17 protein-coding genes are annotated in these 22,982 nt (G+C 72.2%); 4 read left to right on the top strand and 13 right to left on the bottom strand.

The window, feature by feature from the left end; genetic code table 11:
* Positions 1 to 48: 48 nt before the first annotated feature.
* Positions 49 to 600 carry a transcriptional regulator NrdR gene (nrdR, locus tag ACIP4Y_RS34640; RefSeq protein ID WP_401400015.1) on the bottom strand — a complete coding sequence of 184 codons (552 nt, stop codon included), beginning with the start codon at positions 598 to 600 and terminating at the stop codon, positions 49 to 51.
* Positions 601 to 1,164: 564 nt separating this feature from the next.
* On the opposite strand from nrdR, the gene lexA reads away from it, so the two are divergent.
* The gene (lexA, locus tag ACIP4Y_RS34635) at positions 1,165 to 1,944 is read left to right on the top strand and encodes a transcriptional repressor LexA (protein ID WP_030342891.1); all 780 of its coding nucleotides are present in this window, start codon (positions 1,165 to 1,167) and stop codon (positions 1,942 to 1,944) included.
* Between the two features lie 185 nt (positions 1,945 to 2,129).
* Here the strand turns inward: lexA and ACIP4Y_RS34630 are convergent, their stop codons facing one another.
* The 4 genes from ACIP4Y_RS34630 to ACIP4Y_RS34615 all read right to left on the bottom strand — a co-directional run bounded on the left by ACIP4Y_RS34630 (position 2,130) and on the right by ACIP4Y_RS34615 (position 9,240).
* A complete protein-coding gene (locus ACIP4Y_RS34630; protein WP_401400011.1) occupies positions 2,130 to 4,121 on the bottom strand; it encodes an ATP-dependent DNA helicase in 1,992 nt (663 codons plus the stop codon).
* 409 nt (positions 4,122 to 4,530) lie between these two features.
* Entirely contained in the window at positions 4,531 to 5,301 is a 771-nt protein-coding gene (locus ACIP4Y_RS34625) for a GNAT family N-acetyltransferase (RefSeq protein ID WP_401400008.1), read from the bottom strand.
* A gap of 109 nt (positions 5,302 to 5,410) precedes the next feature.
* Positions 5,411 to 7,585 carry an IucA/IucC family protein gene (locus tag ACIP4Y_RS34620; protein ID WP_401400005.1) on the bottom strand — a complete coding sequence of 725 codons (2,175 nt, stop codon included), beginning with the start codon at positions 7,583 to 7,585 and terminating at the stop codon, positions 5,411 to 5,413.
* Between the two features lie 182 nt (positions 7,586 to 7,767).
* Positions 7,768 to 9,240: a diaminobutyrate--2-oxoglutarate transaminase family protein gene (locus ACIP4Y_RS34615; protein ID WP_401400002.1), complete on the bottom strand. Its 1,473-nt coding sequence runs from the start codon at positions 9,238 to 9,240 to the stop codon at positions 7,768 to 7,770.
* A 512-nt stretch (positions 9,241 to 9,752) separates the two neighbouring features.
* Here ACIP4Y_RS34615 and ACIP4Y_RS34610 point away from each other — a divergent pair.
* Entirely contained in the window at positions 9,753 to 10,976 is a 1,224-nt protein-coding gene (locus tag ACIP4Y_RS34610; protein WP_401400000.1) for a trypsin-like serine peptidase, read from the top strand.
* Between the two features lie 91 nt (positions 10,977 to 11,067).
* Here ACIP4Y_RS34610 and hflX read toward each other — a convergent pair whose 3' ends face one another.
* The 6 genes from hflX to miaA form a co-directional block, all read right to left on the bottom strand.
* Complete coding sequence (hflX, locus tag ACIP4Y_RS34605; protein ID WP_401399997.1) at positions 11,068 to 12,558, bottom strand: GTPase HflX; 1,491 nt, start codon at positions 12,556 to 12,558, stop codon at positions 11,068 to 11,070.
* Positions 12,559 to 12,721: 163 nt separating this feature from the next.
* The gene (locus ACIP4Y_RS34600) at positions 12,722 to 14,248 is read right to left on the bottom strand and encodes a M1 family metallopeptidase (RefSeq protein ID WP_401399995.1); all 1,527 of its coding nucleotides are present in this window, start codon (positions 14,246 to 14,248) and stop codon (positions 12,722 to 12,724) included.
* Positions 14,249 to 14,330: 82 nt separating this feature from the next.
* Positions 14,331 to 16,601, bottom strand: coding sequence for a RelA/SpoT family protein (locus ACIP4Y_RS34595; protein ID WP_401399993.1), 2,271 nt, complete (start codon positions 16,599 to 16,601; stop codon positions 14,331 to 14,333).
* A gap of 188 nt (positions 16,602 to 16,789) precedes the next feature.
* Entirely contained in the window at positions 16,790 to 17,659 is an 870-nt protein-coding gene (dapF, locus tag ACIP4Y_RS34590) for a diaminopimelate epimerase (protein ID WP_401399990.1), read from the bottom strand.
* Positions 17,660 to 17,706: 47 nt separating this feature from the next.
* Positions 17,707 to 18,189 carry a hypothetical protein gene (locus ACIP4Y_RS34585; RefSeq protein ID WP_401400197.1) on the bottom strand — a complete coding sequence of 161 codons (483 nt, stop codon included), beginning with the start codon at positions 18,187 to 18,189 and terminating at the stop codon, positions 17,707 to 17,709.
* 332 nt (positions 18,190 to 18,521) lie between these two features.
* On the bottom strand, positions 18,522 to 19,460 hold the full coding sequence (miaA, locus tag ACIP4Y_RS34580) for a tRNA (adenosine(37)-N6)-dimethylallyltransferase MiaA (RefSeq protein ID WP_401399987.1): 939 nt from the start codon (positions 19,458 to 19,460) through the stop codon (positions 18,522 to 18,524).
* Positions 19,461 to 19,643: 183 nt separating this feature from the next.
* Here miaA and ACIP4Y_RS34575 point away from each other — a divergent pair, with 183 nt between their 5' ends.
* Together ACIP4Y_RS34575 and ACIP4Y_RS34570 are read left to right on the top strand one after the other, a co-directional pair.
* Positions 19,644 to 19,943 carry a hypothetical protein gene (locus ACIP4Y_RS34575; RefSeq protein WP_401399984.1) on the top strand — a complete coding sequence of 100 codons (300 nt, stop codon included), beginning with the start codon at positions 19,644 to 19,646 and terminating at the stop codon, positions 19,941 to 19,943.
* Between the two features lie 24 nt (positions 19,944 to 19,967).
* Complete coding sequence (locus ACIP4Y_RS34570) at positions 19,968 to 20,255, top strand: antitoxin (protein WP_358642524.1); 288 nt, start codon at positions 19,968 to 19,970, stop codon at positions 20,253 to 20,255.
* Positions 20,256 to 20,391: 136 nt separating this feature from the next.
* Here the strand turns inward: ACIP4Y_RS34570 and ACIP4Y_RS34565 are convergent, their stop codons facing one another.
* Positions 20,392 to 21,105: a class III extradiol dioxygenase subunit B-like domain-containing protein gene (locus ACIP4Y_RS34565; RefSeq protein WP_401399979.1), complete on the bottom strand. Its 714-nt coding sequence runs from the start codon at positions 21,103 to 21,105 to the stop codon at positions 20,392 to 20,394.
* Positions 21,106 to 21,259: 154 nt separating this feature from the next.
* Positions 21,260 to 22,786: a tRNA (N6-isopentenyl adenosine(37)-C2)-methylthiotransferase MiaB gene (gene miaB, locus ACIP4Y_RS34560; protein ID WP_401399976.1), complete on the bottom strand. Its 1,527-nt coding sequence runs from the start codon at positions 22,784 to 22,786 to the stop codon at positions 21,260 to 21,262.
* Positions 22,787 to 22,982 lie beyond the last annotated feature (196 nt).

The following is a 22,982-nucleotide window of genomic DNA, read 5'->3' as shown; positions in this document are numbered from 1 at the left end:
CGCCTCCCGACCGGAACCCGGGTCTCCTCCCGGTTTCCGGCCCGCCGGTCAGTCGGCGGCGCGGGCGGGCACGGGGACCTGAGTGGTCCCGCCGGGCCCGCGGTCGTCTTCTTGGCTCCCCGTACCCGCGTCGTTCTCGTCCGCGGCGGGGTCTCGCGTCGCTTCCCTCAACTCCGCGATGGCGGCCTCGAAGTCATCGAGCGAGTCGAACGCCCGGTAGACGGAGGCGAACCGCAGATACGCGACGAGGTCGAGCTCCTGCAACGGGCCGAGTATCGCCAGCCCCACGTCGTGGGTGGTCAGCTCGGCGCTTCCGGTCGCGCGCACCGCCTCCTCGACCCGCTGGCCGAGCTGGGCGAGCGCGTCCTCGGTGACAGGCCGCCCCTGGCACGCCTTGCGCACGCCATTGATGACCTTGGTACGACTGAAAGGCTCGGTGACTCCGGACCGCTTGACCACCATGAGCGAGCACGTCTCCACGGTCGTGAAACGACGGGAGCAGTCAGGGCACTGGCGGCGCCTGCGGATGGACGTGCCGTCGTCCGTCGTACGACTGTCGACCACACGGCTGTCGGGGTGCCTGCAGAAGGGGCAGTGCATGTTCTCCAACCCTCCTCACAGCAGACTCATCAGCCTCGCTGAACCCAGGGGCCCCGCGAAGCAGCCCTAAGCATAGGCGATCGCGGAGCCGTCTCGGACCCGGGGGACCACAACTTCTGGGCTGCTGTAGCCATCCAACCACTACATGTGGGGCTCGGCTCACAAACGGGGGCACACGCGCGTGTCGCGCGAAAACAGCAGGCCCAGGCATCGGCGGCAACCAGAGGGGGACACGCGGGCGCCGAGCGGTGTCGCCGTGGGCGCTCGCGGGGATACCGTGGGCGCCACAGGGAGGACGCGTGGCACTCCCGCGCAGAAAGGACCCCGGATCCCGGACTGCGGGATTCCGGATGGCAGACTGGGGCGCAGCCCACGAGGCGAACAACCCCGGCGGTGAAGAGTACAACAATGGGTGCTTTTGCCCGCCAAGTGTCACGCCAGCCATACACCCAGACTCATGATCGCGTCAGGCAAAACGCACTTTTTCACTCGAACGTGTGTTTGGCGCAACCTTTCGAAAGCAACTACCGTTGTGCAGCAGGGAGACCATCGAGAGGGGCCGACGTGACCACCACCGCAGACAGTGCCACCATCACCGCCCAGGACCGCTCCCAGGGCCGAGTCGAGCCGGTACACGCGATGAACGAAGCCACGAATCCCGAGGCACACAAGCGCTCCCTGCCGGGGCGACCTCCGGGCATCCGGGCGGACAGCTCCGGACTCACCGACCGGCAGCGCCGGGTGATCGAGGTCATCAGGGATTCGGTGCAGCGGCGCGGCTACCCGCCGTCGATGCGGGAGATCGGCCAGGCCGTGGGCCTGTCCAGCACGTCCTCGGTCGCTCACCAGCTGATGGCGCTGGAGCGCAAGGGCTTCCTGCGCCGCGACCCGCACCGCCCGCGCGCGTACGAGGTGCGCGGATCCGACCAGGCCGTCACCGTGCAGCCGACGGACACCGCCGGCAAGCCCGCCGCGTCGTACGTCCCGCTGGTCGGCCGTATCGCGGCCGGCGGTCCGATCCTCGCCGAGGAGTCCGTCGAGGACGTCTTCCCCCTCCCGCGCCAGCTCGTCGGTGACGGTGAACTGTTCGTCCTCAAGGTCGTCGGCGACTCCATGATCGAAGCCGCCATCTGTGACGGCGACTGGGTCACCGTGCGTCGCCAGCCGGTCGCCGAGAACGGCGACATCGTGGCCGCCATGCTCGACGGCGAAGCCACCGTCAAGCGCTTCAAGCGCGAGGACGGTCACGTGTGGCTCCTCCCCCACAACGCGGCCTACGAGCCGATCCCCGGCGACGACGCGACCATCCTCGGCAAGGTCGTCGCAGTGCTGCGCCGCGTGTGACGACCGCTGCGGGCGGGCGACCGCTCGCTCCCTGACCGGGCCCCGGAACCCCTGCGCCGGTTCCGGGGCCCTGCACGTGTCCGGCGGACCGTGCGTGTGACCAGTGGTCCTGGGTGGGGCCGGGGCGGCCGGGGCCGATTCTCTCGCGGGGTAGCCCGACCGGCGCCGGTCGGGCTACCCCGCGATCACTTCGCCACCGCTGACTGCGTCTCCGCCTGCTTCGCCGCCGCGTCGATCGCCGCGAGCGACTTGCGGACCTGATTGCGGTCCGTGGTGTACCAGAAGTCCGGCAGTGACGCCTTGAGATAGCCGCCGTACCGCGCGGTGGCCAGCCGCTGGTCCAGGACGGCCACCACGCCGCGGTCGCCGGACGCCCGGACGAGACGGCCGGCGCCCTGGGCCATGAGGAGGGCCGCGTGGGTGGCGGCCACCGCCATGAAGCCGTTGCCGCCGGCGTCCTCCACCGCCTTCTGGCGTGCGCTCATCAGCGGATCGTCGGGCCGCGGGAACGGAATCTTGTCCATGACGACGAGCTGGCAGCTGGGGCCCGGGACATCGACGCCCTGCCACAGCGACAGCGTGCCGAACAGGCAGGTCTTCGGGTCGGCCGCGAAGTTCTTGATCAGTTCGCCGAGCGTCTCCTCACCCTGGAGCAGGATCGGGAACTCGGGAATCCGGGAGCGCAGCTCCTCCGCGGCGAGCTGGGCGGCCCGCATGGACGAGAACAGACCGAGAGTGCGCCCTCCGGCCGCCTGGATCAGCTCGGTCAGCTCGTCCAGCATGTCGGCGCGCTCCCCGTCACGCGCGGGGCGCGCCAGGTGCTTCGCGACGTAGAGGATGCCCTGCTTGCGGTAGTCGAAGGGCGAGCCGACGTCGACGCCCTTCCACTTCGGCAGGTCCTCGCCCTCCGTACCCTCGGGGCCGAGTCCCAGGGAGGCGCCGACGCCGTTGAAGTCGCCGCCCAGCTTGAGCGTCGCCGAGGTCAGGACGACGGCCCGGTCGGCGAAGAGCTTCTCCCTGAGCAGGCCGGAGACCGACATGGGGGCAACCCGGAGGGACGCGCCGAAGCGGTCGTGCCGCTCGTACCAGACGACGTCCCACTCCGAGCCGTTCAGGACCCGCTCGGCCACGTCGTGCACCGTCTCCACCGAGGCCAGCGCCTGCTTTCGGACCGCGTCCTCGTCCTGGACGGACTTGTCGCGGGTCGCGCCGATCCCGGTGATCACCGTGCGGGCGGCGTCACGCAGCGCCATCAAGGCGTAGCCGAGGTCTTCCGGGATCTCCTCCAGGCGGCCCGGCAGCGCGAGTTCCATGAGCCGCTCGAAGCCCTCGGCGGCGGTCTGGAGCTGATCGGCGGCCTTCTCGTTGACCAGCTTGGCGGCACGGCGCACGGCACGGTTGACCTGCCCGGGCGTGAGTTCGCCGGTGGCGACGCCGGTGACACGGGAGACGAGTTCGTGCGCCTCGTCCACGATCAGCACCTCGTGCTGGGGCAGCACCGGGGCGCCCTCGATGGCGTCGATGGCCAGCAGGGCGTGGTTGGTGACCACGACCTCGGCAAGCTTGGCCCGCTCCCGGGCCATCTCGGCGAAGCATTCGGCGCCGTACGCGCACTTCGACGCACCCAGGCACTCCCGCGACGACACCGACACCTGCGCCCAGGCGCGGTCCGAGACCCCCGGGGTGAGATCGTCGCGGTCGCCGCTCTCCGTCTCGTCCGACCAGTCCCGCAGCCTCAGCAGGTCCTGGCCCAGCTTGCTGGTGGGCGCGGCGGCCTCGAACTGGTCGAACAGCCCCTCCTCCTCGTCCTGCGGCATGCCCTCGTGCAGGCGGTGCAGGCACAGGTAGTTCGACCGGCCTTTGAGCATCGCGAACTCCGGGCGGCGGCGCAGCAGCGGATGCAGGGCGTCGACCGTGCGCGGCAGGTCCCGCTCCACGAGCTGGCGCTGCAGGGCGAGCGTGGCCGTCGCGACGACCACCCGTTCTCCGTGCGCGAGCGCGGGCACGAGATAGCCCAGCGACTTTCCGGTGCCGGTGCCGGCCTGGACCAGCAGGTGGGATCCGTCGTCGATCGCCTCGGCGACCGCTTCGGCCATGGTCACCTGGCCGGGGCGCTCGGTGCCGCCGACGGCTGCGACGGCGGCATGCAGGAGTTCGGGGAGGGAGGGCTTCGTCATAGCCAGACCACCCTACGGCCCTGCACTGACAAGCGGGTGGTCACGGCGGGGGGAGGGGGTGGGATCACGGCCGGGACTCCGGGACGAGGGTGGGCTGGGACTGGGAGTCGGTTGACGGCGGGGAGTGGTTCGGACGTGCGGGCGCCCGGCCTTTTCGGGCAGCATCGGCGGCTCAGGCCAAGCGCCGGTGCCGGGCAAGGCGCTGGTACCTCGTCGGTGCGGGACCTCAGCGCTTGGGCTGGCCGGGACGGCGGTGACGGGCGGTGCCGGCGCTGTACCGCGGCCGGTGCCGGCCCCGGTCTTCGGCTCGCAGGACGGGCCCGCCGGATGTCCGTCGAATTTTTTCCCGAGCCGGGAACATCGCGGGCCCGCCACTCGTATCTCATTGTGAGCGCCCGATCACGAGGCGCTACAGAACATCGCGCAGGACTCGGTCCCGGATCATGAGGGCGGCCCGCTTGCCGGGCAGGTCGACCTCGGCCGCGTACCGGAAGCCGGCGCTCAGGAACGCGGCGACGGAGGGGGTGTTGCGAAGATCGGGTTCTGACACGACACCTGCGCAGGTGGGACACCGGTCGAGGATCAGGTCGGCCACGGCTCGGAGCAGGGCGGAACCCAGCCCGCGCCCCCGGCCTGCGGCGTCACCGATGAGGAGGTGGATGCCGGTGTCGTACGGGCGGGCCGGGTAGTGGCGGGCCAGCGGATCCAGGTCGGCCCGGTAGATCTCCCAGTAGCTCATCGGTGTGCCGTCGAGGACGCCGAGACACGGCACGCTGCGCCCGTCGCCGTGAAGTTGCGCCAGCAGGTGCTCCTGCGTCCGGTTCCGGGGCCCGGCCAGTTCCCAGAACTCCGCGACGGCGGGGTCGTTCATCCAGCGGTGGACGAGCGGAATGTCCTGATCGATGCGTACGGGCACGAGTCGAAAGGAGCCGACGGGCGTCGTGACCGGACCCCATGTGGCGAGTCGGCTGAGGAGGCCGCCCGGCGCCCCGGCGTAGAGGGCGATGAACTGGGCGGGCAGGCACAGGTCCAGTGTGTCCTCGCTGTCCGGGTCGTCGTCGTTGACGGTGAGCCGGCCGAACCGAGAGTTCCCCGGGCCTGCGGCGTCCGCTCGGGGGCCGGCGCTGTCCGGGTGGGCAGAAGCGGGACCGGTTCCGGCGCTCGCGTCGGTGGGAGGCACGGTGCGCTCCTCTCAGGAGACGAGGTGGGTCATGTTCCTCGGATGTGCGGGAGACGGTGCGGCTCGTTGAAGGTGCGGTCCGCTCAGGCGGTACGCGGAGGTGTGTCGTTCAGAAGTGGAGGGGGTTGGCGATGGTGACGTAGACGGACTGGGTGTCGACCGGGCCGACGAGTTCGTCGAGGCCGTGCAGCCGGGTCAGCAGGTTGGCCTTGCAACGCAGGACGGGCGAGTCGAGCAGGCGGCCGGGGAGGGAGGTGCGCAGCGGGGCGGGCCCTGAGACGAGGTCGGTGAGAAAACGGCGGAACGCCGCGAGGAGCAGTCGCTCGTCGGCGAGGCGCTGGGAGCCGAACGCTCCGATCAGGCCGAGCACGTTGTTGACGGCGACGTAGTAGGCGAAGCGTTCGTCGGTGACCTCGTCGGGAACGAAGGTGTCGCTGTGCTCGCCGATGCCGGGCAGCCGGGCGTCCAGTTCGGCTCGCCGGGACTCGCGGAAGTAGTAGCCCTGGTTGTCCCGGTAACGGCCGCCGGCCGGCCAGCCGTGGCCGTCCAGCACGAGCAGCGTGTTCTGCTGGTGCGCTTCGAGGGCGATGCCGGCCTCGCTGTCCAGCCAGAGGACGGGCCGGACGACCTGCTCCAGGTAGCGCAGGAACCACTCTGCGGCCACGGCGCCGACGGGCCGGCCGGTGCGTGTGGCGAGGCCTACGACGAGCTGGGCCAAGCGGGACCGCATCGGCCATGCAGTGTGGCGTGGCGGGGTGCCGGCGGCCGGCTCGCCGAGCGGGCGGGGTGAGACCAGTCCGGCTACGCAGCCGGCGTCGTCGGCCGGGGCGAACGGGTTGTGCCGGATCACCACGTCGAGTCCCGGCACGGGTAGGCCGTCCGGGTCGTCGACGGCGAGCCAGGCAGGGTCCCGGACGATGTCGAAGCCGGGGTGCACCGCCTGCCACTGACGGGCCAGGCCGGTGCGGAGCAGTCGGTGCACCTCGACTCCGCGGTGGAGTTCCTTGCGGAGGTTCTCACGGCGGGAGTTGGTGATGCGCAGGGCCAGCGAGAGCTTGAGCATCGCGGCGGCACCGGATCGGTGGACGGTTCTTACGGAGGAGGTGGGGTGCCAGGGAGGGCCGAGAGGGCCGAGGTCGCGGAGGAGTCCGGAGTCGAGCAGTGCGGCTACGGATGCGCGGAGGTGCACTTCGCGCGCCTGCCAGGGGTGCAGCGGCAGGGCGGTGTAACCGTCGGGCAGGGGCAGTTCGGCTCCGGCGAGCCGTCGGATGAGGTGGCGCGCGGGAACGGGACGGCCGCGCTCGGTCCAGGCCGAGTCGGTCGCGAGGAGAGAGGGGGCGACGGCCAGCCAGTGCAGGGGGAAGGAGCCGCGCAACTCCGGTGAGTACCGGTCGGCCTCGGCCTCGGTGAGGCCTTCCCGGCTCTTCGGGGTCGGGTGCAGGGGGTGCCCCAGGATGAGGGCTTGTTCGGCGCTGAGGAAGAGGTCGGGGGTGTCGGCGGGGTGTTCACGCCGGTGCCGGACGAAGGTTTCGGTACGGCGAACGGAGTCGGCCACCCTGGCCACGAGGGCGGCACTGTCGCCGGGGGTGGGGGCGGTGCCGTTGCCGGGGGCGGTGCCGATGCCGACATCAACGGCGGCACCCTCGCCGGAGCCAACAGCAGTGGCACTGCCGGGAGCAAGGCCGGGGCAGAACTCACCGGTGTCGTCACGGGAGCCAGGAGGCGTGCCGTCACCGTCGCCGGTGCCGTATCCGGTGCCGCTGCCGTCACCGTCGCCGCTGTCGTCACCGGTGCCGTAGCAGGACCCGGTGGCCGTGTGACCCGAGGAGTGGCCGGTGCTGTCGGGGCTGCCGGCGGACTCTCTGGCGAGCAGCGCGGCGAGGGTGACGGCGTCGATGGGGGGTGCCGTGTCGGCGGCGTGGGCGAGGCGTGGTGGGCCGAAGCGGTGCCAGCCGGTCGGGGACCAATAACGGACCGGTGCGATGAGAGCGATGCCGCTGGCGGGCAGTGGGATGCGGAGGCTGCCGGTCGTGGGAGCGGCGAGGCCGGTTTCGCGGGCCCAGCAGCGCAGGAGGTTCTCGACGGCGGCGGCCTGGGCCACGGCGCGGGGATCGGGCTCTTCCAGCGGGTCGGCGCCGGATGCGGTCCGCCGGGTGGGGTCCGCCTGTCGCTTCTTCTGCTGCGGGACCGACTCGGTGAGCGGTACGGCAGAGGAGGGAGCGCCAAAGGCTCCCTGGTCGTCGGGGGCGCCGGAGCGGCCGTCGGGGCTGGGGGTGGCGTTCATGACGGCTCCTCTGGGGCTGGTGCGGGCGTTGCGTCGTCCGCTCCCACTCGGTGGCCGTTGCTTCGTGGCCGAGGGCGGGCGGGGTGGAGAGCGGGGCGTGGACGAGAGGGGACGGAGAGGGGATGGACTGGGGTGGTGGTCTGCAGGCCGGTGCCGGGATGAGGGCGGGGAGTGTGTGGGGTTCAGCCCGTGCGCTGGGCACGGCCGGGGTGTCGTTGCTGGTGTGGGCCGTGGGTCTGGTGGTGGCGGGCAGCCGCTGCCACCGCGTCGGCCAGGCGGTCGAGTACGGCGGTCGCCTGTTCGTCGCTGATCGTCAGGGGCGGAAGCAGCCGGACCACGGACGCGTGACGTCCGCCGAGTTCGACGATCAGTCCGCGCTGGAGACACTCCCGCTGTACGGCGGCGGCCAGTTCGGGTGCGGCCGGGTGCGGGGTGCGGGTGGGCCCCAGCGCGGCCGGGGTGGCATCGGGGTGGCCGGCCGGGGGTGTCTGGCGGGCGGTGGCGGGGGCGGCGTCCGGGTCCACCAGTTCGAGCCCGATCATCAGTCCGCGCCCCCGTACGTCTCCCACGCAGGGGAACTGGTGAATGAGTTGCGTGAGTTGGGCCAGCATGCGGGTGCCGAGGGCGGCGGCGCGTTCGGCGAGGGCGTTCTCGCGGACGTAGGCGAGGGTGGCGGTGCCCGCGGCCATGGCGAGCTGGTTGCCGCGGAAGGTGCCGGCGTGGGCACCGGGTTGCCAGACGTCGAGGTCGTCGCGGTAGACGATCACCGCCAACGGGAGGCTGCCGCCGATGGCCTTGGACAGGACCATGACGTCGGGGGTGATTCCGCTGTGGTCGACGGCCCAGAAGGCGCCTGTGCGGCCGACTCCGGTCTGTACCTCGTCGGCGATCAGCGGGATGGACCGGTCCGCCGTGATCCGGCGCATGCGGCGCAGCCAGTCGTCCGGCGCGGCGATCACTCCGCCCTCTCCCTGGACGGGTTCGAGGATCATGCCGGCCGGCAGGGGTACGCCGGACTTGGGATCGTCGAGGAGGGACTCGGTCCAGCGGGCGGCGAGTTCGGCGCCGGGCCGGCCGCCGACGCCGAAGGGGCAGCGGTAGTCCTGCGGGTAGGGCAGGCGGGCGACCTGGATGTCGCGGGCGCCACCGGAGGCGGCCAGGGCGCCGGCGGTCATGCCGTGGTAGGCACCGGTGAAGGCGAGGATGCCGGAACGGCCGGTCGCGGCCCGGACCAGTTTGAGGGCGGCCTCGACCGCGTCGGTGCCGGCGGGTCCGCAGAACTGGACGCGGGCGCGGTCGGCGAGGCCGGGCGGGAGGGTGTGGAACAGCTCGGTGATGAAGGCGTCCTTGACGGGGGTCGCGAGGTCGAGGACGGAGAGGGGGGCGCCGGAGTCGAGGACGCTGCGGATGGCTTCCAGCACGACCGGGTGGTTGTGGCCGAGGGCGAGGGTGCCGGCACCCGAGAGGCAGTCGAGGTAGCGGCGGCCGTCGGCGCCCTCGATGGTGAGCCCGCGTGCCCGGACGGGCACGATGGGCAGGGCGCGGGCGTAGGTGCGCGCAGAGGACTCCCGCGCCGACTGGCGTCTCAGGATGCCCTCGTGCCCGGCCCCCGCTTCCCCGGGTGTGCCTCCGGCGGTCGACTCCGTAACGGCCACTGCGCGTTGTCCTCCCCGCTGTTCAAGGACGAGTTGATCCTCGGGACCGGACACGGACAGCTGGCCCCACCGGCTACAACCGCGGACCGTTCAGGCGGTTACGGGGTCGCCCGGAGTTCCTTGGCGGGACGGTGGGGGGCACGTGTCTCGACGTCCCACCGGAGAGCACCGCCGCGCAGCCGGCCGTCAGTGGCGCGCGTGGGCCGGCGGCCCACGCGGGGCGCGCGGGATCCACCAACCGCTGTACGCCGACACCGGAGTTACCCGGTGGGCCCCGACGCCCCCGCCCCGAGCGCCGGCCGGACCTCCGCACGACCACCTGCGCAAAACGCCCAGTTCAGGCGCCCTGTGACGGAACCGTTGCCCTCCCGTCAGAACTTGCCTGCGGCGACGGCATAGTGTGTGTTGCCGTTCCCAGAAGGTCGTGAGACCGGCATGAGCCTTCCAACGGTTCGCCGCCGGTGTCGGGGCCGAAGCGCCGAGTTCCTTTCACAGCAGGGGGAGTCAAGAACATGCGATCCATACGGCCGTCGTTCACCGCTCGGCGAGGGAGGGGCGGTCGCCGCACCTCCACCTCGCTGACGGCGGTCGCCCTCGTGTCGGCGCTGGCGCTGACCGCCACCGCCTGCAACGGCGACGACAACGCCGACGCCAAGCCGACCTCCACCGCGACCGCGGCCGGCACCGGCGACGGAAAGATCACGATCCCGGACGACCTCAAGAAGAGGCTCAAGGAGCACGGGATCGACGTCGACAAGTGGAAGAACGGCGCCTGGAAGAACTGGAACAAGCAGGACTGGCTGCGCGAGGCCAACGACTTCATCAACCCGATCATCAAGGGCCTGTGGGACCCGGACCGGATGCGTCACGCCGACGACCCGGACCAGGGCGTCGACGACAGCGACATCTCCGGTGACCAGGGCGTGACGGACCCGACACCGCAGCCGGTGAAGGCGCAGGCGGTCGCGCCGCCGTACCACAGCAGTGCGGCCACCTCGGGCAAGCTGCTCTTCGACGCCCCCGAGGGCACCATGGTCTGTTCGGCGACGGTCGTGACGGACCCGGCGCACCCGGGCAAGTCCAACCTCGTGTGGACGGCGGGGCACTGTGTGCACGCCGGCAAGAAGGGCGGCTGGTACCGGAACATCGCCTTCGTGCCGTCGTACAACGACCAGGGCAAGTCGGCGGCCGCGCTGCAGAACGCCAGCCGGTCCGAGGTCGCCCCGTACGGCGTGTGGTGGGCCGACGCGGCGAAGACCTCGCAGCAGTGGATCAGCGAGGGCGGTCAGACGGGCGGCAACGGTGCCTCGTACGACTTCGCCGTCATCCATGTGACGCCGGAGCAGGGCGGCGGCGGCAAGTCCCTGGAGGAGACTGTCGGCGGGGCGCTGCCGGTGGACTTCGACGCGCCGGCCGTGTCGCAGGTCAAGAGCATCACGGCGTCCGGCTACCCGGCGGCGGCGCCGTACGACGGTCAGCTGATGTACCAGTGCCAGGACAAGCCGGGCCGGCTCTCCATCGAGCAGTCCGACCCGACGATGTACCGGATCGGCTGCACGATGACCGGTGGTTCCTCCGGTGGCGGCTGGGTGGAGACGGGCGCGGACGGCAAGCCCGCCCTGGTGTCCAACACGTCCATCGGACCGGTGAGCGCGGGCTGGCTGGCCGGTCCCCGGCTGGGTGAGGTGGCCAAGGGCGTGTACGACTCGGTGAGCAAGCAGTTCGCCGGGCGGTGAGCCGACCGTGAGCCGGCGGTCCGCCTGACGCGGTGAGCATGACGAAGGCCCGTCACCCTTGCGGGGTGGCGGGCCTTCGTGCGTAGGCGGTTCAGGCCGCGGAGACCGGGGCGTACGGCGCCAGGTCCGCCGCCAGTTCCTCGTGCACCCGGACCTTGAGCAGGGTGCCCTCCGCGGTGTGCTCCTCGGAGATCACCTCGCCCTCGGTGTGGGCGCGGGCGACGAGCTTGCCGTGGGTGTAGGGCACGAGCGCCTCGATCTCGACCGAGGGGCGGGGCAGCTCGTCGTCGATCAGGGCGAGCAGTTCCTCGAGACCCCGGCCGGTGCGCGCCGAGACGGCGATCGAGCGCTTCTCGACCCGCAGCAGCCGCTGGAGGACCAGCGGGTCGGCCGCGTCCGCCTTGTTGATCACGACGATCTCGGGCACGTCGGTGGCGCCGACGTCCCGGATCACCTCGCGCACGGCGGCGAGCTGCTCCTCCGGGTTCGGGTGCGAGCCGTCCACCACGTGCAGGATCAGGTCGGAGTCGCCGACCTCCTCCATGGTGGAGCGGAACGCCTCGACCAGGTGGTGCGGCAGGTGCCGGACGAAGCCGACGGTGTCCGCCAGCGTGTACAGCCGGCCGCTCGGGGTCTCGGCCCGGCGGACGGTCGGGTCCAGGGTCGCGAACAGGGCGTTCTCGACCAGGACGCCGGCGCCCGTGAGGCGGTTGAGCAGGGAGGACTTGCCGGCGTTGGTGTAGCCCGCGATGGCGACGGACGGCACCTTGTTGCGCCGGCGCTCCTGGCGCTTGATCTCGCGGCCGGTCTTCATGTCCGCGATCTCCCGGCGCATCTTCGCCATCTTCTCGCGGATCCGGCGCCGGTCCGTCTCGATCTTGGTCTCACCGGGGCCACGCGTGGCGAGGCCGCCGCGACCGCCACCCATCTGCCGGGACAGCGACTGACCCCAGCCGCGCAGCCGCGGCAGCATGTACTGCATCTGCGCGAGCGCGACCTGCGCCTTGCCCTCGCGGGACTTGGCGTGCTGGGCGAAGATGTCGAGGATCAGGGCCGTACGGTCGATGACCTTGACCTTGACGACGTCCTCCAGCTGGATCAGCTGGCCGGGGCTCAGCTCACCGTCGCAGATGACGGTGTCCGCGCCCGTTTCGAGGACGATGTCGCGCAGCTCGTTGGCCTTGCCGGAGCCGATGTACGTGGCCGCGTCGGGCTTGTCGCGGCGCTGGATCACGCCGTCGAGCACGACCGCGCCCGCGGTCTCGGCGAGGGCGGCCAGCTCCGCGAGGGAGTTCTCGGTGTCCTGCGCGGTGCCGGTGGTCCACACGCCGACGAGCACGACCCGCTCCAGGCGGAGCTGGCGGTACTCGACCTCGGTGACGTCCTCCAGCTCGGTGGAGAGGCCCGCCACGCGGCGCAGGGCCGCGCGCTCGGAGCGGTCGAACTGGTCGCCGTCCCGCTCGCCGTCGATCTCGTAGCTCCAGGCGACGTCCTCTTCCATCAGGGCATCGGCCCGAAGACCCTCGGGATAGGCGTGCGCGAGGCGCTTGGTGTCCTGGGAAGAGGAAGAAGAGGAGGTCATTGGATCCTTACGTCGATGGGACTGCCGTTGCGGCGTCGGTACTGCGGTCGGTCGCCCTGGCCGCTCGTCGTGTTCAACGTACGAGTACCCCGGAAGATTCCCGTGTCCCGTGCGCGTGCCGACCCCTAGATGGTCGCACGGCACGGCCCGTCTCGTCACCGGGTTATCGCCGGGCTCGGGGCGGGGCGGTCTTAGGCGGGGGCAGCGGCTTCCAGTCCGGGTGGCCGGGCATCGGCGGGGTCTTCTCGCCGTACAGCCAGGGCGTGAGGAAGCCCCTGAGGTCGCGGCCGGCGACGGCCGTGGCCAGTCGGACGAAGTCGCTGGTGGTGGCGGTGGTGTCGCGGTGTTCCTGGACCCAGATCCGCTCCAGCCGCTCGAAGGCCGGCCGACCGATCTCCTGCCGGAGGGCGTAGAGCACGAGGGCGGCGCCGTCGTAGATGTTGGGCCGGAAGATGCTGATCTTCTGGCCGGGCACGGGGGGCTTGGGCCGGGCGGGCGGGCCGCCGGCCTGGCGCCAGCGGTCCGAGGCGCCGTAGGCGGCTTTCATCCGCTCCTCCATGGGCCGGTGCGCCGTCTCCTCGGCGTACAGCCCCTCGTACCAGGTGGCGTGGCCCTCGTTCAGCCAGACGTCGGACCAGCTGCGGGGGGTGACGCTGTCCCCGAACCACTGGTGGGACAGCTCGTGCACCATGACCGACTCGACGTACCACTTCGGGTAGGCGGGCTCGGTGAACAGGCCCTTCTCGAAGAGCGAGAGGGTCTGGGTCTCCAGTTCGAAGCCGGTGTCGGCCTGTGCCATGAGCAGGCCGTAGGTCTCGAACGGGTAGTGGCCGAGCTTGCTCTCCATCCAGGCGATCTGGCCGGGTGTCTTCGCGAGCCATGGTTCGAGGGCCTTGCGGTCGCCGGCGGGCACGACGTCCCGCACGGGCAGCCCGTGCGGGCCCTCGCGGTGCACCACGGCGGAGCGGCCGATGGACACCTGGGCGAGTTCGGTGGCCATGGGGTGCTGGGTGCGGTAGGTCCAGGTGGTGGTGCGGCCGACCCGGTCGGCGCCGGCGGGCAGGCCGTTGGCCACGGCCGTGTAGCCGTTCGGCGCGGTGATCCGGAAGGTGAACATCGCCTTGTCGGACGGGTGGTCGTTGCACGGGAACACCAGGTGGGCGGCGTCGGCCTGGTTGGCCATGGCGAGGCCGTCGGAGGTGCGTACCCAGCCGCCCTGCTGGTCCTTGCCGTAGACGGGGTCGCTGGTGTGCCGCACGGTGATCCGGGTCCAGCTGCGCTCGCTCAGGGGGTGCTCGGGCGTGACGACCAGGTCCTCGCCGGCGCTGGTGAAGCGCGCGGGACGCCCGTCGACCTGGACCGACCGGACGGTGCCGTGCGCGAAGTCGAGGTTGAACCGCTCCAGGTCGTCGGTGGTCCAGGCGTCGATGGTGGTGACGGCCTGCAACGGCTGGTCGTGGGTGCCGGGGTAGGTGAGGGAGATGTCGTACGAGGCGACGTCGTAGCCGGGATTGCCCAGGTACGGGTAGAGCCGGTCGCCGACGCCGAGCGGCTCGGCGGGAGCCGCGGCGGCGACGAGGCAGACGGAGACGGCGGAGGCGAGCAGGGCCGCCTTCCGGTGCGAGAGCGTGCGCAGGATCCGGCGCCGGGTGAGCGGAGGCTGGGTCCGGGGGCGGGGGGTGAGCAGCATGGACCACCGCTACCAGTGCGCGCCCGCCCCGCGGCGGCGACGCGCGCCCGGCCCACCCGAACGGGTAGGGCGGGCGCCGTCGTCAGGAGGCCGGTGCCTGGTGCTGGGCGCGGCTCACGTCGTACACCCCGGGTACGTCCCGCATGGCGCGCATCAGGGCCGGGAGGTGGGCCGCGTCGGGGAGCTGGAGGGTGTAGGTGTGGCGGACCCGCTGCTGGCTGGGCGGTTCGACGGTGGCGGAGACGATCTCGGCGCCCTGGAGGGCGATCGCCTCGGTGAGGTCGGCGAGGAGGTGGGGGCGGCCGAACGATTCAGCGACCAGGGTGACCCGGCATTCGGTGGTGTCCCCCCAGCGCACGCCGATCTCCGGGCGCCCCCTGCTCTTCATGTGCGCCACCGCGGCGCACTCCATGCGGTGCACGGTCACCACTCCCCCGCGCACCGCGAACCCGGTGATTGCGTCGGGCGGTACGGGCGTACAACACCCGGCGAGGCGTACGGCGGCGCCGGGCCGGTCCACGAGGACGTCGGCGCGCCGGGAGTACGGGGCCGGTGCACCGTCCGAGGGGCGCGCGGACGAGGCGGCGGGGGCGGCTCCGGGCTCGGCCGGGACGGCCCCCCCGTCCCGGGCCGGAGCCGGGTGGAGGGAGTCGGCGGGGGTGCCCGGCTCGGCGGTGCCGGTACCGCCGCCGGGATGGGCCGCCAGCCAGCGCTGGATGGCGATACGGGCGGCCGGCGTGTGGGCGTGCTCCAGCCACTCCCGGGAGGGCTCGGAGGCCGGGTCCTGGCCCATCAGGAGCTGGACGGTGTCGCCGTCGCGCAGGACCGTGCTGAGGGTGGCCAGCCGGCCGTTGACACGGGCGCCGATGCAGGCGTGGGCGTCCTCGCCGTACTGCGCGTAGGCCGCGTCCACGCAGGTGGCGCCCTCGGGCAGGCCGAGGGTACCGCCGTCGGGGCGGAAGACGGTGATCTCTCGGTCCTGGGCGAGGTCCTCGCGCAGGGTGGACCAGAAGGTGTCGGGGTCGGGGGCGGCCTGCTGCCAGTCGAGGAGGCGGGAGAGCCAGCCGGGACGGGTGGGGTCGGCGCGCTCGCCGTCGGCCGGGGCGTCGGAAGTGGCGGGGCCGGCCGTGGCGGAGTCGGGGGCGGCGGTGTCGGAGGCGGGTGCGTACGGGTTGCCGAGGGCGACGACACCGGCCTCGGCGACCTTGTGCATCTGGTGGGTGCGGATGAGGACTTCGACGACCTGGCCGTCGGGGCGGGCGACGGCGGTGTGCAGGGACTGGTAGAGGTTGAACTTCGGTACGGCGATGAAGTCCTTGAACTCCGAGACCACCGGCGTCATGCAGGTGTGCAGCTCACCCAGGACGCCGTAGCAGTCCGCGTCCTCGTTCACCAGGACCAGCAGGCGGCCGAAGTCGGTGCCGCGCAGCTGCCCGCGCTTGCGGGCCACGCGGTGGACTGAGACGAAGTGCCGGGGGCGGATGAGGACTTCGGCGGGGATGCCGGCCTCGCGCAGCACCCCGCGCATCTCCTCGGCGACCTCGGCGAGGGGGTCGCCGGGGCGGGCGGTGTTCTCCGCGATGAGTTCCCTGGTGCGCTCGTACTCCTCGGGGTGGAGGATGGCGAAGACCAGGTCCTCCAGCTCGGTCTTCAGGGCCTGCACGCCGAGGCGTTCGGCGAGCGGGATGAGGACGTCGCGGGTGACCTTGGCGATCCGCGCCTGTTTCTCGGGGCGCATCACGCCGAGGGTGCGCATGTTGTGCAGGCGGTCGGCGAGTTTGATCGACATCACGCGCACGTCGTTGCCGGTGGCGACGAGCATTTTGCGGAAGGTCTCCGGCTCGGCGGCGGCTCCGTAGTCGACCTTCTCCAGTTTCGTGACGCCGTCGACCAGATAACGAACCTCCTCGCCGAACTGTTCCCGCACCTGATCCAGCGTCACCTCGGTGTCCTCGACGGTGTCGTGCAGCAGGGAGGCCGTCAAGGTCGTGGTCTCCGCGCCCAGTTCGGCGAGGATCAGGGTGACGGCGAGCGGGTGCGTGATGTACGGCTCGCCGCTCTTGCGCATCTGTCCGCGGTGCGAGGACTCCGCCAGGACGTAGGCGCGGCGCAGGGGTTCGAGGTCGGCGTCGGGGTGGTGGGCCCGGTGCGCCTCCACGACGTGGCCGATCGCGTCGGGCAGCTTGTCGCGGCCGGCGGGGCCGAGCAGCGCGGCCCGGCCCAGCCGGCGCAGGTCGATCCGGGGCCGGGACTTTCTGCGCGCCGCCGCGGGCGCCACGGACGCTGTGAGCGCTTGTGGCGCTGCGGGCGCTACCGGGCCAGCGGTCGCAGGATTCGTGGCCTCCGCACTCATGGGCACCTCCGGCTCGTGGACCGGCGGACGGAGCCCCAGGGCATACGCGGCTCAGGGAATGGCGACGTTCCCCCGTCCGTGCCGGTGCTTGATGCTACCGAGCCCACCACGCACGACCGACCGCCTCTCGCCGAGCGTGAAACGGATCACCCATTCGAGCGATGGAATCGAGGTTTGAGGTTTTCGATTCAGCCGAGCGCGTGGGCCAGCCAGTCGGCGTCGATCTGGCCCTCGGCGACGATCACGGCGGGCCCGGTCATCTCGATCTCGCCGTCGGGCCGCTCGGTGATGACGAGGCGCCCGCCGGGCAGGTCGACGGTGTACGTCGCCGGGGTGCCGGTGACGGCCGGGTCGATGCCGTCGCGCCGGGCGGCGGCCACGGCGACGGCGCACGCGCCCGTGCCGCAGGAGCGGGTCTCGCCGGAGCCGCGCTCGTGCACGCGCATGGCGACGTGGCGGGGGCCGCGGTCGACGACGAACTCGACGTTCACCCCGTCCGGGTAGGCGGCCGCCGGGCCGACCGGCGGGGCGGTGTACAGATCACCGGCGTGCGCGAGGTCGGCGACGAAGGCCACCGCGTGCGGGTTGCCCATGTTCACGTTGCGCGCGGGCCAGCTGCGCTCGCCGACGGTCACGGTGACCTCCCCCTCGGGGAGACGGGCGCGGCCCATGCCGACGGTGACGTCGCCGTCCTTGGCCAGGTGGACGGTCCGCACGCCCGCGCGCGTGGCGATCGCGAGGTCACCTTCGGCCACATGCCCGGCGTGCTGGAGGTAGCGCGCGAACACACGAACGCCGTTGCCGCACATCTCGGCGACCGAGCCGTCGCCGTTGCGGTAGTCCATGAACCACTCGGCTTCGGCGGCCATCTCCCGGGCCTCCGGGTGTGCCGCGGACCGCACGACGTGGAGCACGCCGTCGCCACCGATGCCCGCCCGGCGGTCGCACAGGGCGGCGACGGCGGCCGGGGACAGGTCGAGGGCGTTCTCGGGGTCCGGGACGATCACGAAGTCGTTCTCGGTGCCGTGCCCCTTGAGGAAGGCGATCCGTGTGCTCATTCCTCGATCGTACGGGGTGGGTAGGACAGTGCCCGTCCGGGCGGGGGCTAGCGCAGCCGGGCCACGCGCCACACCGCGAGCACGACCACCAGGGCGACCAGCAGGACGTAGGCGAGGACGACCCGCCAGTCGGGGCGGCGGCCGGAGCCGCGCGGGGGCAGGCCGGGCCAGGTGTAGCCCACCCGGCGGGCGGCCATCATGCCCCAGCCCGCCGCGCAGGAGCAGATCAGCAGGCCGAGCATGGCGATGACCGCGCCGCTGTCGCCGAAGTCGAAGGCGAGCGGGAAGGCGAACATCAGGGAGCCGACGGCGGCGAGGCCCACGATGGGGGCGAGCTGCCAGATGCGCAGCCGGCGCTGCGGGCGCAGCTCGACCTCGACCTCGGGACCGCCCGGGTACATCTCCTCCGGCTCCGGCCCGTCGTCGGTCACACCGCCCGCGGGGGTGTCGTCGGGACCGTCGTCGGCGAGACTGTCCTGCGACAGGTCCGACAGGTCGGACAGGGAGTCGCCGGGCAGCGAGTCGTCAATCAGACGATCATCTGACAGGGGGTCCTCGGACAGACCCGCGTCGGTCAGGCGATCACCGATCAGGCCGTGGTCGCGGATCGGTCCGTGGCCGTGCGGAGCGCCGTCGGACAGACCGTTCACCCGCGGGCGGTCCTCGCCGGAGCAGGACTCGTCGCGGTCCGGTTCGTCACCCTCAGTGGTGAGGTGCTCGGCACTTTGTGCGGTGTCGCGAGGGCCGGCCTCCATCGCCACGCGCCCTCCCAACTAGGCTCCACTTGGTCGATCGAAGCTCGATGATGGCACGGCGCCGAAGGCCGCGATGACCGGCGGCGCATCCCGATGCCATGACGTGATCAGGCTGTAACCGGTCGTTCGACCAACGCCAGGGCCTGCTGCGGAAGTTCCCCCCGGTCCGCGGCGGCCCCACTCAACCAGTGCACCCGGGGATCGCGCCTGAACCATGAATCCTGGCGGCGCGCGAAGCGCTTGGTGGCACGGACGGTCTCGGCCCGCGCTTCCGCTTCGCTGCACTCCCCGGCGAGCGCCGCGAGGACCTGCTGGTAGCCGAGCGCGCGTGAGGCCGTGCGCCCCTCGCGCAGCCCCTGCGCCTCCAGTGCGCGCACCTCCTCCACGAGGCCCGCGTCCCACATGCGGTCGACGCGCCGCGCGATGCGCTCGTCCAGTTCCGGTCGAGCCACGTCGACGCCGATCTGGACGGTGTCGTAGACGGAGTCGTGGCCGGGCAGGTTGGCCGTGAAGGGCTGGCCGGTGATCTCGATCACTTCGAGGGCGCGGACGATGCGGCGGCCGTTGCTCGGCAGGATGGCGCGGGCCGCATCGGGGTCGGCGGCGGCCAGCCGGGCGTGCAGCGCGCCGGAGCCACGCAGCGCCAGCTCCTCCTCCAGCCGGGCCCGGACCTCGGGGTCGGTGCCGGGGAACTCCAGGTTGTCGACGGCACCGCGGACGTACAGCCCGGAGCCGCCGACCAGGATCGGCCAGCGGCCCTCGGCGAGCAGGGCGTCGATCCGCGCGCGGGCGAGCTTCTGGTACTCGGCGACCGAGGCGGTGACCGTCACGTCCCAGATGTCCAGCAGGTGGTGCGGGACGCCGTCGCGCTCCTCGGGCGTCAGCTTGGCGGTACCGATGTCCATCCCTCGGTACAGCTGCATGGAGTCGGCGTTGACGACCTCGCCGCCGAGCTGGTGGGCCAGGAAGACGCCGAGATCGGACTTTCCGGCCGCGGTGGGTCCGACGACGGCGATGACGCGGGGGGCGGGGGGTGCGCTGCTCACCGCACCAGTCTCGCAAACCTCCTGGCGAGGTCTCGAACGAGTTACGTGACGGCGCGCTTCCCGGGTCGTTGCCCGTGGCGAGGTGCCGCCCGCCGGGGTGCCGGAGGCGGTGACCCGGGCGGCGCAACCGTACGCACCGGTCGACGCGGGAATTCGCCCGCACGAGTACCGTATGGAGTGGATATGGGCGTAATTGCACGGCTTCTCGGCAGGTCGAAGGCGGCTCCGGAGGCGTCTGCCGCAGCGGCGGACTCCGGCGCGGAGCCGGCGGGAGCCGAGGCGGAGCAGGACGAGGCGACGGAGGCGGTGACGGCGCGGGCCGGGTCGGCGGAGGCGGAGAACGCCTCCGGTGACGCGTCCGAGGACGGGACCGTGCAGTCGGACTCCGGTACGGACGACGCGTCCGAGGGTGCCGGGATCCCCCGGCAGCAGTCCGCCGGCGAGGCCGCCGACAGCGAGGCCGGCGAGGACGCCCGCAGATGACTGTCCCGTGAGGGAAGGTGGACCATGGGTCTGATGGACAACATGAAGGCCAAGCTCGGCCCGGCCAAGGACAAGGTGTCGGACCTCGCGCGGCAGCACGGGGACAAGGTCCAGCACGGGCTCGACAAGGCCGCCAAGGCCGTCGACGACCGGACCAAGCACAAGTACAGCGACAAGATCCAGGCCGGCACGGGCAAGGCCAAGGAGGCGATGGACCGCCTCGCGCACAAGAGCGGCCCGGGAGCGGCCCCCCACGACCCGACGACCCCGACCCGCCCGGCACCTCCGGAAGGTCCGCCGCCGGCTTCGTGAGATCCGGCCCGGCTTCGCAGGGGTTCGCCGCCGACTTCCTGAGGAGCCGGCGGCCGTCCTGGTGGCTCCGTGCGCGGGGCGTCCCGTGACCTTGGGGGCGCCCCGGCGGCCGTACGGAGAGCCGGCGGTGCGGGGCTCAGGACCAGGTCGCGACCAGATAGCCCACGCCGTACGGCGCGTCCTCGTACAGCAGGCTGCCCGTGAGGTGCGCGTCCTCGGCGGCGCCGGCCATGATCTGCCAGGGGGCGCGGCCGGACGCCTTCAGGTCGCGGGCCAGCCCGGGGTCCAGGGCCCGCAGGGCCGCCGCGTCCGCCGCTCCGAGCGCCCGCGCGACCTCCGCGTCGAAGGGGGCCGCCCGCTCGTCCAGGTAACCCGGTGCCTTCAGCGTGCGGCAGGCGCTGCCGTCCGCCATCACCAGCAGCGCCACCCGTCCGGCCCGGCCGGCCAGTTCCCGCCCGGTCCCGGCGCACTGCTCCGGCTCCAGGGTGTCCGCCACGCCGAGTCCCTCGATCGGGGCGTCGGCCCAGCCGGTCCGCTCCAGCAGCCAGGCCCCGACGGCCAGCGAGGCCGGCAGCTCGCGCTCCGGGACGGGGTGGGCGGCGGGTCCGAGCCGGACGTCCACGTCGACCCCGAAGCCGCGGAAGGTGCCCGGGCTGCCCTGCGGGAACGCACCGCTCCGGCCCTGCTCGGCGGTGCCGACGACCACCAGCAGGTCGGGGCGGGCGGCAGCGAGCACGCCGAGCGCGTCCGTGCACGCCGCGCGCGCGGCGTCCAGTTCCGGTGCGGCACCGGCGGCGACCTCGGGGACGAGCAGGGGCGGGCAGGGGCATACGGCGGAGGCGACAAGCATGATCGGCAGGGTAACCCGCCGCGGGCGGGCGCCGGCTCACTCCTCGATCAGCACGTCCGTCACGTCGATCACCGTCAGCACGAGCTGCACGGGCTTGCCGTCACCGGTCACGTACTCCAGGGGAAGTCGGGCCGGCGGGCAGCGTGCCAGGACCTCAGTCGCAGCCGCAGGCGCTCGCCGCCGCCGGCAGCGGGGCCGGGACGCCGATCTTCGGCAGGCCGAGCATGACGCCGGCCGGCTTGGCGGCCGCCTCGGCGTTGCGCTTCTCCCAGGCGTCGCCCGCGCGCGTGCGGCGCACGTGGAGGACGGGGCCCTCGGCGAGGAGGTGGTGCGGGGCGGCGTACGTCACCTCGACCGTGACCACGTCACCGGGGCGCACCTCCTGGTCCGGCTTGGTGAAGTGGACGAGGCGGTTGTCGGGGGCGCGGCCGGAGAGGCGGTGGGTGGCGCCGTCCTTGCGGCCCTCGCCCTCGGCGGCCATCAGCTCCAGCGTGCGGCCGACCTGCTTCTTGTTCTCCTCCCAGGAGATCTCCTCCTGGAGGGCGACCAGCCGCTCGTAGCGCGCCTGGACGACCTCCTTGGGGATCTGGTTCTCCATGGTCGCGGCCGGGGTGCCGGGGCGCTTGGAGTACTGGAAGGTGAAGGCCTGGGCGAAGCGGGCCTCGCGGACGACGTGCAGGGTCTGCTCGAAGTCCTCCTCGGTCTCGCCGGGGAAGCCCACGATGATGTCCGTGGTGATCGCGGCGTGCGGGATGGCGGCCCGCACCTTCTCGATGATCCCGAGGTAACGCTCCTGCCGGTACGACCGGCGCATCGCCTTCAGGACGGTGTCCGAGCCGGACTGCAGCGGCATGTGCAGCTGGGGCATCACGTTCGGCGTCTCGGCCATGGCGGTGATCACGTCGTCGGTGAAGTCGCGGGGGTGCGGGGAAGTGAAGCGGACCCGCTCCAAGCCCTCGATGTTCCCGCAGGCGCGCAGCAGCTTGCTGAAGGCCTCGCGGTCGCCGATGTCGGAGCCGTAGGCGTTGACGTTCTGGCCGAGCAGGGTGATCTCGGAGACGCCCTCGCCGACCAGGGCCTCGATCTCGGCGAGGATGTCGCCGGGGCGGCGGTCCTTCTCCTTGCCGCGCAGGGCCGGGACGATGCAGAAGGTGCAGGTGTTGTTGCAGCCGACGGAGATCGACACCCAGGCCGCGTACGCGCTCTCGCGCCGGGTCGGCAGCGTGGAGGGGAAGGCCTCCAGGGACTCGGCGATCTCGACCTGCGCCTCCTCCTGGACGCGGGCGCGCTCCAGCAGGACGGGCAGCTTGCCGATGTTGTGCGTGCCGAAGACGACGTCCACCCAGGGCGCCTTCTTCACGATGGTGTCGCGGTCCTTCTGCGCGAGACAGCCGCCGACCGCGATCTGCATGCCGGGGCGGCCGGCCTTCTTCGGGGCGAGCCGGCCGAGGTTGCCGTAGAGGCGGTTGTCGGCGTTCTCCCGGACCGCGCAGGTGTTGAAGACGACGACGTCCGCGTCGCCGTCCGAGCCCTCGGGGGCCCGCACGTATCCGGCCTCCTCGAGCAGCCCGGCCAATCGCTCGGAGTCGTGGACGTTCATCTGGCACCCGTAGGTGCGGATCTCGTAACTCTTGGGGGTGGGAACGTCCACTGCCGGGCTCCGGTCGCTGCTGCTGGTCATTCCTCAAGGGTAGGCGGTTCTCGTGGACCACTGCCGCCCTCTGTCCGCGTAGCGCTGCCTGCGCGGAGAGTTGCCGTGGGCGTCCCAGCTCAAGGACGTGTCACGGGACAGGCGGAGGCTGTGCCTGCTGACCCGCGTTCGTCGCGCTTCTGGTGGCCGCGCACACAGCCTTCACGTCATCAGGGTCGCTACGGCG

The sequence above is a fragment of the Streptomyces sp. NPDC088810 genome (genome assembly GCF_044750305.1).
Taxonomy (GTDB): Bacteria; Actinomycetota; Actinomycetes; order Streptomycetales; family Streptomycetaceae; genus Streptomyces.
This window is presented reverse-complemented; position numbering and strand designations above follow the sequence as displayed.